The sequence below is a fragment of the Nocardioides montaniterrae genome (assembly GCF_054782655.1).
This window is the reverse complement of record NZ_BAAGSB010000002.1, coordinates 357,220-369,469: the sequence shown is the minus strand read 5'-3', so window position 1 is coordinate 369,469 and position 12,250 is coordinate 357,220. Positions and strand designations below refer to the sequence as shown.

Annotated in this window: 9 protein-coding genes; 3 read left to right on the top strand and 6 right to left on the bottom strand. The window is 72.1% G+C overall.

Annotated features, from left to right (window positions below):
* Positions 1-32 precede the first annotated feature (32 nt).
* Positions 33-446 carry a hypothetical protein gene (locus ACYVJ3_RS05235; RefSeq protein ID WP_460851459.1) on the top strand — a complete coding sequence of 138 codons (414 nt, stop codon included), beginning with the start codon at positions 33-35 and terminating at the stop codon, positions 444-446.
* Here ACYVJ3_RS05235 and ACYVJ3_RS05230 read toward each other — a convergent pair.
* Complete coding sequence (locus tag ACYVJ3_RS05230; RefSeq protein WP_460851458.1) at positions 411-1,706, bottom strand: protoporphyrinogen/coproporphyrinogen oxidase; 1,296 nt, start codon at positions 1,704-1,706, stop codon at positions 411-413. The genes ACYVJ3_RS05235 and ACYVJ3_RS05230 overlap by 36 nt on opposite strands.
* A 13-nt stretch (positions 1,707-1,719) precedes the next feature.
* Entirely contained in the window at positions 1,720-2,763 is a 1,044-nt protein-coding gene (gene hemE, locus ACYVJ3_RS05225; RefSeq protein ID WP_460851457.1) for a uroporphyrinogen decarboxylase, read from the bottom strand.
* 62 nt (positions 2,764-2,825) lie between these two features.
* Between hemE and ACYVJ3_RS05220 the strand changes: the two genes are divergently transcribed.
* Both ACYVJ3_RS05220 and ACYVJ3_RS05215 read left to right on the top strand, forming a co-directional pair.
* Positions 2,826-3,443 carry a DUF3000 domain-containing protein gene (locus ACYVJ3_RS05220; protein ID WP_460851456.1) on the top strand — a complete coding sequence of 206 codons (618 nt, stop codon included), beginning with the start codon at positions 2,826-2,828 and terminating at the stop codon, positions 3,441-3,443.
* Positions 3,440-4,696 carry an HRDC domain-containing protein gene (locus ACYVJ3_RS05215; protein WP_460851455.1) on the top strand — a complete coding sequence of 419 codons (1,257 nt, stop codon included), beginning with the start codon at positions 3,440-3,442 and terminating at the stop codon, positions 4,694-4,696. Before ACYVJ3_RS05220 ends, ACYVJ3_RS05215 begins: the two co-directional genes overlap by 4 nt.
* On the opposite strand, the gene ACYVJ3_RS05210 is transcribed toward ACYVJ3_RS05215, so the two are convergent.
* The 4 genes from ACYVJ3_RS05210 to ACYVJ3_RS05195 form a co-directional block, all read right to left on the bottom strand.
* Positions 4,693-6,096 (bottom strand): ABC transporter substrate-binding protein, encoded by a 1,404-nt coding sequence (locus ACYVJ3_RS05210; protein WP_460851454.1) that lies wholly within the window; start codon positions 6,094-6,096, stop codon positions 4,693-4,695. The two genes, ACYVJ3_RS05215 and ACYVJ3_RS05210, sit on opposite strands and share 4 nt — an antisense overlap.
* A gap of 132 nt (positions 6,097-6,228) precedes the next feature.
* A complete protein-coding gene (locus tag ACYVJ3_RS05205; RefSeq protein ID WP_460851453.1) occupies positions 6,229-6,822 on the bottom strand; it encodes a hypothetical protein in 594 nt (197 codons plus the stop codon).
* The gene (hrpA, locus tag ACYVJ3_RS05200) at positions 6,812-10,624 is read right to left on the bottom strand and encodes an ATP-dependent RNA helicase HrpA (protein WP_460851452.1); all 3,813 of its coding nucleotides are present in this window, start codon (positions 10,622-10,624) and stop codon (positions 6,812-6,814) included. The genes ACYVJ3_RS05205 and hrpA overlap by 11 nt, the downstream gene beginning before the upstream one ends.
* An 81-nt stretch (positions 10,625-10,705) precedes the next feature.
* Positions 10,706-12,241 (bottom strand): molybdopterin-dependent oxidoreductase, encoded by a 1,536-nt coding sequence (locus tag ACYVJ3_RS05195; protein ID WP_460851451.1) that lies wholly within the window; start codon positions 12,239-12,241, stop codon positions 10,706-10,708.
* Positions 12,242-12,250 lie beyond the last annotated feature (9 nt).

Genomic DNA, 12,250 nt, shown 5'->3' with positions numbered 1-12,250 from the left:
CATCGGCCGATCGCGCAGCGGGACCCTCGAGCATGAGAACTCCAACCCGCCGCATCGCCGCTGCTGTCACCCTCGGCCTGGGGGCCGCCGGATCCTGGTGGGCATGGCTCGGCTGGGACCACACCTACCAGCGCAACGCGGCCGGTCAGTGGCACGGGCCCTACGAGACCTGGCAGGTCATCGGCTGCGCCGGCACCCTTCTCGCGGTCGCACTGCTCGGAGCGATCCGCGTGCACCCACTCACGCTGATGCTGATGCCGATCGCGTTCACGGCCGCGTGGGTGCAGACCGTCGTCGCAACGACGGACCCAGTGAGCGACGACGGCATGTGGGTCGCGGGAGCCATCATGGTACTCATCGGCACCACGTTCGGCGCCGTCGTGATCGGCGGGGTCGCCACGGTGATCAGGTCAGGAAAGGAGAGCCGCGACGGCCTTCTGCGCTGATGCGACGGTCGGGGCGATCCCGACACCGTCGTACGCCGCACCGCAGACCTCGAGCCCAGGGACCTCGGCGACGGCGGCGCGGATGCGCGCGACGCGGTCGAGATGGCCGACGGCGTACTGGGGAAGCCCGCCGCCCCAGCGCTGGACGACGGCGTCGACGGGAGCGGCGGTGAGACCGGTGGCCTCGCGGAGGTCGGCGAGCGACGCCTCGATCAGTGCAGCATCGGGCACCTGCAGCGAGGCCTCCTCGCCGAAGCGACCAAGGGACGTGCGCAGGATCAGCAGGTCACCCCCGGCGGCACGGACCCAGTCCCACTTGGCGAAGGAGTACGTCGACGCCTTGATGCGGCGGCCGTCGACCGCCGGCACCAGGAAGCCGGAGGCTCCGACGTCGAGCGCATCGGCGGCCTCGGAGGCACGGAACGCGAGCGTCACCAGGGCGGTCGATGCGTAGCCGATGGAGGCCAGCTCGGCGGCGGCGCCGGGCGCGATGTCGCCGAGCAGCCGGGCCGAAGCAGCGGCCGGGGTCGCCAGCACGATCCCATCGGCCGAGAGGTCCCCGAAGGAGGTCACCGGAGCCTCGAGCCGGATCTCCCCACCGCCCTCGACGATCGCAGAGGCAAGAGCGGAGGCGAGCCGCCACATCCCGCCCTCGATGCCGGCGAAGACCGGCGACTCGGCCGTGGCGGGCCCGGTGGGGGCCGAGAACACCTCGGCCGCCAACGGCCCGATCAGCTGAGGAGCGGCGGCGCGGATCGAGATGTCCCGGGCCAGGCCGGCGTACACGCCACCCAGCAGCGGCTCGAGGAGCCGGTCGGCGACCTCGTCGCCGAACCGCTCGGCGACGGCAGCACCGACCGCGACGTCGTCCGACACCACCACCGGAATCTGCGCCGAAGCACGAGCAAGGCCGGCAGGAGAGAGAATCCCGGAGGAAGCGAGACCGTCGAGGTCCACGGGCGCCCCCAGCAACGTCCGCGGCAGCGGCCGCAGCGCGTCACGGGTCCAGATGCGAGAGGTCGCGGACGTGGGATGCACGAGCGGCAGCCCCAGCGAAGCAGCCAGCGCAACGGCCTCGGGCCGCCGGTTGATCATCGCCTCGGCGCCGACGTCGACGCTCACCCCCGCGACGGAGCCGGCCCGCAGCTTCCCGCCGACCCGGTCGCTGCCTTCGTGCAGGACGACCGAGGCTCCGGCACGCACCAGCTCATGGGCAGCGGTCAGCCCGGCGATGCCCCCACCGACCACGACCACCCGCACGGCGACCAGCCTGTCAGTCGAGCGGGTAGGACTGCACGAACTCCGTGAGCTTCTTGAGCTGGTCGGGGTTCGTCGAGGGGATGACGCCGTGGCCGAGGTTGAAGATGTGGCCCTTGGCAGCACGACCGGCGTCGATGATCGAGGCGGCCCGCGCGAACATCACCTCGTCCGGCGCGAAGACCAGCGTGTTGTCGAGGTTGCCCTGGACGCAGCGGTCGGGCCCGATGCGCCGGATGCCGTCCTCGAGCTTGACCCGCCAGTCGACGCCCACGACGTCCGCACCGGCGTCGCCCATGAGGTCGAGCAGCTCACCGGAGTTCACGCCGAAGTGGATCCGGGGTACGCCGGTCGCGCCGATCTGCGACAGCACCCGGGCGGAATAGGGCTGGACGTGCGAGACGTAGTCGTCGCGGTTGACGGCGCCGGCCCACGAGTCGAAGAGCTGGACGGCGGAGGCGCCGGCCGCGACCTGCACCTCGAGGAACCCGGCGGAGATCTGCGCGATCTTGCTCATCAGCGCGTCCCAGACCTCGGGGGCGCCGAACATCATCGCCTTGGTCTTGGCGTACTCGCGGGACGGACCGCCCTCGACGAGGTACGACGCCACGGTGAACGGCGCGCCGGCGAACCCGATGAGCGGGGTCGAGCCGAGCTCGCCGACGAGGTTCTGGACCGCCTCGGCGATGAAGGGCAGGTGCTCGGGGGTGATGTCCGGGATCGCCTCGACGTCGGCGAGGGTGCGCACCGGGGAGGCGATGACCGGGCCCACGCCCGGCTTGATCTCGAGGTCGACGCCGACCGCCTTGAGCGGCAGCACGATGTCGGAGAAGAAGATGGCCGCGTCGACGCCGTAGCGGCGTACGGGCTGGAGCGTGATCTCGGTGATCAGGTCCGCGTTCATGCAGGACTCGAGCATCGCGATGCCCTCGCGCACCTTGTGGTACTCCGGCAGCGCGCGACCCGCCTGGCGCATGAACCAGACCGGGGTGTGCGCGGGCTTCTCGCCTCGCGCGGCCGCCAGGAAAGCACTCTGTGACAGGTCGTTCACGCCTCTCATGGTCGCAGGTGGACGGCGTGGGACGCGCATCGCCGTACGCCGGAGCGCCTAGTGTTGGCGTCATGGTGGCCCCGCAGGAGACTCACCGGGGATCCGGCACGGCCGGAGGCCCCCCGGAGTTCGAGGCTGCCGTCGCCTGCCTGCAGGCGGCGAGCTTCCGCCCCGAGGTGTGGTGCGAGGAGATGCCCGCGCCGCAACGCATCGCGCCGTACGCCGCGGCGCTCTCCGCGGACGTGACGGTGGACGACGAGGAGGTCTCCACCGGCCGCCTCGTGCTGCTGCACGACCCGGCGGGCAACGACACCTGGGAGGGCACCTTCCGCTGCGTGGCCTACTGCCGCGCCGAGATCGACACCGAGCTCGCGACCGACCCGATGCTGGCCGACGTCGGCTGGACCTGGCTGATGGAGGCGCTCGACGCCGCGGGCGTCGCCCACACCGCCGCCTCCGGCACGGTCACCCGGGTGGCGACCGAGAGCTTCGGGACGATGGAGGGCGAGCCCGGCAACGCCCAGATCGAGATCCGGGCGTCCTGGACGCCCGTCGACCCGACCGACCTGACCGCTCACGTCGAGGCGTGGGGCGAGCTGCTGTGCACCGCCGGCGGCCTCGAGCCGGTCCCCGAGGGCGTCGCCGTGATGCCCTCACGACGCGGCCAGCGAGGCGACGCACCCCGATGACCGACGATCCGATGGACGAGGACCAGGCGGCGGTCGAGCCTGTCGCGACCCCGCTGCTCCGCCTCGCCGGCGGCCTGACCGAGGTCATCGAGACCGAGGAGGCGCTGGCGGCGTACTGCGACGCGATCGCGGCCGGCTCGGGACCGGTGGCGATCGACGCCGAGCGTGCGTCGGGCTACCGCTACTCCAGCCGTGCCTATCTGATCCAGGTCAAGCGCGAGGGCGCGGGCATCGGCCTGATCGACCCGATCCCGTTCGAGAACCTCGACCTGCTCCAGGATGCCATCGGCGACGCCGAGTGGATCCTGCACGCGGCCACCCAGGACCTTCCCTGCCTCAACGAGGTGGGCCTGCGACCGACCGCCCTGTTCGACACCGAGCTGGCCGGCCGGCTGCTCAACTACCCGCGGGTGGGCCTGGCGACGCTGGTCGAGACCCTGCTGGGCCAGCAGCTGCTCAAGGAGCACTCCGCGGTCGACTGGTCGACCCGGCCGCTGCCCGAGCCGTGGCTGGAGTACGCCGCCCTCGACGTCGAGGTGCTCGTCGAGCTGCGCGACCTGTTGGCCGCCCAGCTCAAGGAGGCCGGCAAGGCCGAGTGGGCCGCCCAGGAGTTCGACCACCTCCGCGGCTTCGAGCCGACGCCGCGCGTGGACGCGTGGCGGCGTACGTCCGGGCTGCACCGGGTTCGCGGCCGCCACAACCTGGCCGCCGTCAAGCTGCTCTGGGAGCGCCGCGACGAGATCGCGCGTGAGCGCGACGTGACGCCGGGGCGGCTGATCCCCGACTCCGCGATGGTCGCCGCCGCGACCGCGATGCCGACCTCACGCGGCGCGCTCATGCGCACCGAGGGCTTCCACGGCCGGGGCGCGTCCCGGCACGCCAGCGACTGGCTCGAGGCGATCGCCCGCGCTGCCGCCCTCGAGGAGGACGAGCTCCCCACCCGGGCGAGCCGCAACGAGGGCCCGCCGCCGCCGCGCGCCTGGGCCGACCGCGACCCGGTCGCCGCCCGCCGCCTGGAGGTCGCCAAGGCCGCGATCGCGGAGATCGCCGAGACCAACGACCTCCCGCTCGAGAACCTGCTCACCCCCGACCACCTGCGCCGCGTGATGTGGACGCCGCCCAAGACCCGCGAGCCGATCGCGCTGCTCGAGGCGATGATCGACCAGCTCCGTGAGCTGGGCGCCCGCGGCTGGCAGGTCGGCCTGACCGGCCCGAGCCTGGCCCGGGCGGTCCTCGAAGCCGAGTCCGACTAGCTCGTCGGCGACGCGCTGGGAGAAGGCGTCGGAGTGGGCGGCGACAGGATCCGCATCGAGCGCTTGTCGATGTTGTCCAGGCGTACGTCGAGGTCATCGAGGACCGGCGTCGACATCAGCTGATCGAGCTGGCCGGCGACCGCCGTCTGCAGGCGGCCCCAGGGGACGTCGAGCGGCGGGGTCACGATGTAGCGCAGCAGCCGGGTGAAGACCAGCGAGTTCGCGGGCTGCTGGGTGGGCTGCAGGAACGCCTTCGAGTACGCGACCCGGAGGTCGGCGGGCTCGAGCGAGCCAGTCTGGGCGACGCGGCGCATCGAGGCGTCGCTGATCAGCGAGGTCAGCAGGTCCGCGGCGGCCTCGACCTGGGTGTGCTTGCCGTGGGCCAGGCACAGCCCGCGGAACTCCCCGACGGTGGTGTGGTCGCCGATCACCGGCATCGCCAGCACGTCGAAGTGCAGGCCCTTGGTGGCGCGGAGCTGCGGGACGAGGCCACGGAAGCCGGCGATCATGCCGAGGCGGCCGGCCTTGAACCGGTCGACGGCGGTGTCCTTGCCGAGCTGCTCGGCGGTCAGGCTGAGCTGCGGGTCGCGCAGGACCTCGAGGGTGCTGCGCAGCGCGTTGGTTGAGCTGTCGTCGCCGAGGGCCAGCCGCGTGGGGTGGGTGTCGTCGTCGAAGAGCTGTCCGCCGCCGGAGTAGATGAACGGCGCGAGCCCCTGCAACGTCGGTGCGATGGCGATGCCGGCGGCGTGGTGGCCGCGGGCGCGGGTCGCGACCCGCGCTGCGGCGCGCAGGTCGTTCATCGTGAAGGTCAGACCGCTCGAGGACGGCACCGAGAGGCCACGGGTGCGCATCCGCTGCAGGTGGATCAGGTCGGTGTTGTAGTAGATGACCATCGGCGAGACCGTGAACGGCATGCACTGGAGGTCGTCGTCGGCGGAGAAGGCGGCGACCGCGTCGCGCGAGTAGTTGTCGCCCAGGCTGACGCCACGGTCGGGCAGCATGGTGCCGAGCGGCTGGTTGAGGCCGGCGTCGATCACGCCGCTGAGGTCGGACCGGTCGAGCAGGTAGACATCCGGCACCGCACCGCTGTGGACGGCCTGCAGCAGGTCGGCCCGGGAGGCGTAGGCCCTGACCTCGACCTGCACCCCTGCGTGCGCCTTCTGGTACGCCGACGCCAGCCCGCGGTAGGTCGCGAGCTCGGCCGGGGAGCCGTAGACGCCCAGGGTGAGGTCCGTCGGGGTCGGGGCGACCGACGAGGTCGGCTCGCCGGGACCGGGGGCCGCGCTCCGGTGGTGGTGATGGCGGTGGTGCGGGCGCACCAGCAGCATCGCGGTGAGGACCGCGGCGAGGACCACTCCGACGGTGAGGTAGGTCCGCCAGCCCATGCGCTCCGCCGTCATCTACCCCTGGTCTTCCTTCTGGTCCCGTCTGGTGAGCACGCCGGACCGGGAGCGCCTCACGGCGCATGGCCGCTCGTAGCGGCTTGATTTGGGACCCGGGGCTGCCGCGGCCCGGCGTGCTCGAGTCGAAGTCTAGGGGGTGCCGGGTGAGGGACCCGCCAGCTCGGCGTGCCCGGCCGCCTCCAGCTGCTCGGCCAGCCCCAGCAGACGGCGTACGTCGACCGCGGGGTCTCCCGCCTGTCCGGCGGCCATGATGCGGGCGAAGGCGCTCGCGCGGAGGAGCACGTCGGCGAAGTCGCGGGTGACGATGCCGCGCAGCACGTCGTCGATCATCGCGCGCAGCTCGTCGGGTCCGGGCGGGTCCGCGACACCCGCGACGACCTCGGCGAACCGGTCACTGGCCCGCCCGCGGTCGAACGCGCTCGCCACACCGGCCGGGTCGGCGTACACCCAGCTCCGCAGGACGTAGAGCCGCCACAGGCACCCCGCGAGCGAGTCGGCCGGGGCACCGGCCCAGACCTCGGCGATGGCCTCCATGCCCTCGGTGTCGGCGAGGTGGACCAGGCGGTCGGCGACCGCGCCGTCGCTCTCGGAGCGCGGGCCGCGCACGAGGATCTCGGCCGCCCGCTCGCCCGCCTCGGCCACCAGCGCGGGGTCGGAACCGCCCTCGACGCTCTCGAAGAATCGAGCGCTCATCGGGGCGGGCTTGTGGTGCTCACGCGCCATCGAGGGCCTTCCTGATCCGGACGTCGCTCACCGGGCCGGCGGTACCGACCTGCTGTGCCCACAACGAGATGCGGTACTCCTCCAGCATCCACCGCACCCGGCCCAGGGCCGGCCCCGGCGGGCAGCCCTCGGGCAGCGCGGCGAGCTTGTGCAGGTAGGCGTCCTGGAGCGACCCGATCCTGCCCATCGCCTCCTGGTCCTTCCACAGCGCGGCGGTGCCGTCGGCGAGCTTGTCGCGGCGGATCCGCACGGCCAGGAGGTACGCCGGGTAGCGACTCAGCTGCGCACTGCCCGCTGCCCCGATGAACCCGTCGCAGACGAGCCGCGCGACCTGGTTCTGGAGGTCGGTGCGGGCGTGCAGGAGGTTGATGTCGACCCGGCCGGACAGCGCCTTGTCGGTCTCGCGCCAGCTCTCCAGGACCCGCAGCACGATGCCGGTGACGAGCTCGCGGACCCGTGCCGGAGCGTCGCGCCGCAGGGCGGCCAGCAGCTCGTCGTACGTCGTGGCCGTCCGGGGCGCGTCCTCCCCGATCGCGTCCAGCACGACGCACCGCAGGCAATCGGCGAGGAGGGCGTCGACGGAGGGGTACGGCGACCCGGCGAGCCCCAGCTTGTCGGCCATCGAGAGCCCGTCCACGATGCCCTTGGTCGGGGCGGTGCCGAGACCGAGCAGGAGCAGACGCGCCACCCCGTGCCGATGCCGGGCAGCGGCCTCAGCGGCCGACCCGAAGATCTCCGCCCCGACGGTCGAGCCCTCGTCGACGAGCGCCGGGTAGGCGGAGACCTCGTGGCCGGCGCGCTTCTGCTGGACCACCTCGGGAAGGTCGTCGAACACCCACGTCGTCTCCCCCGACCTGGCCAGCCCGCTGTCCGACGCGACGGCCCGCAGGGCCCGGGTGAAGTCACCGGTCAGCGGCGCCTTCAGGTCCTCCAGCGCCTTGCCACGCGACTTCTCGCGGCCGCGCTCGTCGACGACGCGGAACGTCGGCCGCAGGTGCGCGGGGAGCCCGGCGACGTCCCACGAGTCGCGCGGGACGTGCACGCCCTTGGCGGAGCGCAGGTAGCGCTCCAGCGCGGTCAGCAGCGACTCCTCGCCCGGGGGCACCGCCGCGAGGAACTCGCGGGCCGTGTTCGGCGCGGGCACGCACTGCACGCGGATCGCCTTGGGCAGGCCGCGGATCAGCTCGGTGACGAGCTCCTCGCGCAGGCCGGGGACGTTCCACGAGAAGTCGTCGTCGTCGACCCGGTTGAGGGTGGCGAGCGGGATGTCGATCAGCACGCCGTCGTCGGCCGCGCCGGGCTCGAAGTTGTAGGACACCTCGAAGTCGTGGCTCTGCGACACCCACCGGTCGGGGAAGTCGTCGGCGCTGACCTCGTCGGCGGCATCGCGCACCAGCATCGCCGGATCGAGGTCGAGCAGTCGCCTGTCACGACGGCTCGCGCCCTTCCACCAGGTGTCGAAGTGGACGCCGCCGGTGACGTCGGCGCCGACCCGCGCGTCGTAGAAGTCGAAGAGCGTGTGCTCGTCCACGACCAGGTCGCGGCGACGGGCCTTGTGCTCGAGCTCCTGGGCCTGCTCGAGCAGCCGCCGGTTCTGGTGGAAGAACTGGTGGCGGGTCGACCACTCCCCCTGGACCAGCGCGTGCCGGATGAACAGCGCGCGCGCCACCGCCGGCTCGATCCGGCCGTAGTCGACGAGGCGATCGGCCACCAGCGGTACGCCGTACAGGGTGACGCGCTCGCGCGCCATCACCGCCTGCCGCTTGGTCGACCAGTGCGGCTCGGAGTAGGTGCGCTTGACCAGGTGCGCGCCGAGCCGCTCGGCCCACTCGGGCTTGATCTCGGCGTTCTGGCGGGCCCACAGGCGGCCGGTCTCGACGAGCTCGGCGCTCATGAGGTACGCCGGGTTCTTCCGCGCCAGGCCGCTGCCCGGGAAGATCGCGAACTTCGCGCCGCGTGCGCCGAGGTACTCCCGTGGTCCGGGACGCTTGCCCTTGGTCGCCGGTGGCCGAGACTCCCGTTCCTCGAGCATCCCGACGTGGCTGAGCAGTCCCGACAGCAACGCCTGGTGGATGCCGTCCGCATCAGGCAGGTCGGCCGGCGCGCCGACCTGGAGCTTCATCTCCTTGGCCACCCGCCGCAGCTGCGACTCGAACTCCTGCCACTCCCGGATCCGGAGGTAGTTGAGGAACTCCCGCTTGCACATCCGCCGGAACGCGCTGGAGGAGAGCTCACGCTGCTGCTCCTTGACGTAGCGCCACAGGTTGAGCCAGGTGAGGAAGTCCGAGCCCTCGGCCTTGAAGCGGGCGTGCTGCTGGTCGGCCTGGGCCTGCATCTCGGCCGGCCGTTCGCGCGGGTCCTGGAGCGACAGCGCGGCGACGATGACGATCACCTCGCGCACGCAGCCGAGCCGCTCGGCCTCGAGCAGCATCCGCCCCAGGCGGGGGTCGATCGGCAGCCGCGCGAGCTTCTGCCCGAGCCGGGTCAGCCGCACCCTGCCGTTGGTTGAGTAGCCCGAGCCGCTAGGCGAGGGCGTATCGAAACCAACCGCCCCGAGCTCCTCGAGCAGCTGCTGCCCGGCCTGGACGTTGCGCCGGTCAGGCGGCTCGACGAACGGGAACCGGGCGATGTCCCCGAGCCCGAGGGCGGTCATCTGGAGGATGACCGAGGCGAGGTTGGTGCGCAGGATCTCGGGGTCGGTGAACTCGGGGCGCGCCTCGAAGTCCTCCTCGGAGTAGAGCCGGATCGCGATGCCCTCGGCGACGCGGCCACATCGACCGGAGCGCTGGTTCGCCGAGGCCTGCGAGATCGGCTCGATCGGCAGCCGCTGGACCTTGGTCCGCGCGGAGTAGCGCGAGATGCGGGCCAGGCCGGCGTCGACGACGTACCTGATGCCGGGGACGGTCAGCGACGTCTCGGCGACGTTGGTCGCGAGCACGACGCGCCGCTTCGAGCCGGACGGAGAGAAGACCCGGTGCTGCTCGGCGGCCGAGAGCCGCGAGTAGAGAGGCAGGATCTCGAGCTTGTCCGAGATCGAGGAGAGCTCGTCCGCGGTGTCGCGGATCTCCCGCTCGCCGGGCAGGAAGACGAGCACGTCGCCCGGTCCCTCGGCCGAGAGCTCGCGGACCGCCGCGACGATGGCCTCGGTCTGGTCGCGTACGACGACCTCCCCGTCCTCGTCGCGGCCATCGTCGGTCGAGCCTGTCGAGACCACCAGGGGCCGGTACCGGATCTCCACGGGGAACGTCCGCCCCGACACCTCGATGACGGGGGCGTCGTCGAAGTGGGAGGAGAAGCGCGCGGTGTCGATGGTCGCCGAGGTGATGATGAGCTTCAGGTCGGGGCGTCGCGGCAGCAGCTGCTTGAGGTAGCCGAGCAGGAAGTCGATGTTGAGCGAGCGCTCGTGCGCCTCGTCGATGATGATCGTGTCGTAGCGCTGGAGCATCCGGTCGCGCTGCAGCTCGGCGAGCAGGATGCCGTCGGTCATCACCTTGAGCCGGCCCCGGGCAGACGTCCGGTCGGTGAACCGGACCTGGTAGCCGACGGTCTCCCCGATCTCCTCCCCCAGCTCGGAGGCGATCCGCTCGGCGACCGATCGCGCCGCGATCCGCCGGGGCTGCGTGTGCCCGACCAGCTTCCCGTCCAGGCCACGCCCCAGCTCGAGGCAGATCTTCGGCAGCTGGGTGGTCTTGCCCGAGCCGGTCTCGCCCGCGATCACCACGACCTGGTGGTCGCGGATCGCCGCCGCGATGTCGTCGCGGCGCGCACTGACCGGCAGGTCCGGCGGATAGGTGATCTTCACAGCGGGCCCATTGTCGTCGTACCTGATCGTTTGGCCCCAAATAAGCCCGAGAAAGGGCCAGAAGATCAGGTACGACGCAGATCAGGAGGCCGAGAACCGCACCGTGTGCCAGCCGGTGGCACCGTCGGGAGCCACGTCGCGGCGTACGCCGGTCTGAACCTCCCCGTCGCGACCGGTGGCCCGCACCCGGACCTCGTGGTCACCCTTGTCGACGCTCAGCTCGGCCCGCCACTGCACCCAGGTGTCGAGGTCGGGGGTCCCGCCGAGCGTGGCGCCCGTCCAGGGTCCGCCGTCGAGGGACACCTCGACGCCGCGGATGCCGGTGAGCTGGTGCCAGGCGACGCCGCCGAAGACGACCTGACCGACGGCCACGTGCTCCCCGGAGCGGGGTACGTCGACCCGGGAGGCGATCTTGACGGGGCCGCGCTCGGACCAGCCCTTGTCGATCCAGTAGCCGGTGACCTTGTCGAAGGTGGTGACCTCCATGTCGACCACCCACTTGCACGCCGAGACGTAGCCGTAGAGCCCGGGGACGATGGTCCGCACCGGGAAGCCGTGCTCGATCGGCAGCGGGGCACCGTTCATCGCGACCGCGAGGATGGCGCTGCGGTGGTCGGTCAGCGCGGCGAGCGGGGTGCCGCAGGTCCAGCCGTCGTCGGAGGTCTGCAGCACGGCGTCGGCGCCGGGCATCACGCCGGCCTCGGCCAGCAGGCCGGAGAGCTTGACGCCGCTCCACCAGGCGTTGCCGATCAGGTCGCCGCCGACCTCGTTGGACACGCAGTTGAGCGTGATCCAGTCCTCGGTCAGGCCACGGGCGATCAGGTCGGCGTACGACAGCGTGATCTCGTTCTCGACCATCCCGTGGATGCGCAACGACCACTCGTCGGGCTCGATGGTGGGCTTGATGTACGCCGTGTCGATCAGGTAGAAGTCGCGCGCCGGCGTCATCCACGGCCCGACGCCGGATACGCCGACGCTGGCGTCGCGCGGCACGCGCGGCTGGCTGACGCCCTCGAGCCGCAGCAGGCGGCGGCTCTGCTCGACCTTGCGGCGGGCGCTGCCGGCGAACCGGCCGGCGACGCCGGACGCGGCGGCGAGGACGGCCATGCCGCCCAGACCCATGAAGAAGGCGCGGCGGGTGTGCGAGGGGTCGTGATCGGGGTCCTCGGCCTCCTCGACGATCTCCCAGCGGCGCAGCCACTCGTAGGCCAGCGCGAACCCGATGAGCCAGGCTCCGGCGCCGACGATCAGGGGCAGCACCTCGACGAAGCCGGCGCCGCGCTCGCGGAGCACCGCGAACAGGCCGACGGCGCCGACGCCCAGGAAGCCGACGGCGGTCGCCCACCAGCGCTTGCGGGCGAGCCAGCCGAGCAGGCCGAAGATGATGACGAGCACCGCGAGCATGCCGCTGACCAGCACCGTCTTGTCGTGCGTCCCGAACTTCTCGATCGCCCAGTGGGCGAGGCTTCCGGGCGTCCGCGCGGTGATCCAGTCGGCGACCGCGACCGGCGGCGAGGCCCGCACGCGCAGGAGTGCAGCAGCGAGATAGCTGAGACCCAGGCCGAGCATGCCGACGACCACGCCGACCAGCGACCACCACCAACGAGACCTCAGCACGCCCCCATC

Bases quoted from the DNA above. Each gene is read 5' to 3' on its own strand.
- ACYVJ3_RS05235 (WP_460851459.1), top strand. From the start codon at position 33: ATGAGAACTCCAACCCGCCGCATCGCCGCTGCTGTCACCCTCGGCCTG.
- hemE (WP_460851457.1), bottom strand. From the start codon at position 2,763: ATGAGAGGCGTGAACGACCTGTCACAGAGTGCTTTCCTGGCGGCCGCG.
- ACYVJ3_RS05220 (WP_460851456.1), top strand. From the start codon at position 2,826: ATGGTGGCCCCGCAGGAGACTCACCGGGGATCCGGCACGGCCGGAGGC.
- ACYVJ3_RS05215 (WP_460851455.1), top strand. From the start codon at position 3,440: ATGACCGACGATCCGATGGACGAGGACCAGGCGGCGGTCGAGCCTGTC.
- ACYVJ3_RS05210 (WP_460851454.1), bottom strand. From the start codon at position 6,096: ATGACGGCGGAGCGCATGGGCTGGCGGACCTACCTCACCGTCGGAGTG.
- ACYVJ3_RS05205 (WP_460851453.1), bottom strand. From the start codon at position 6,822: ATGGCGCGTGAGCACCACAAGCCCGCCCCGATGAGCGCTCGATTCTTC.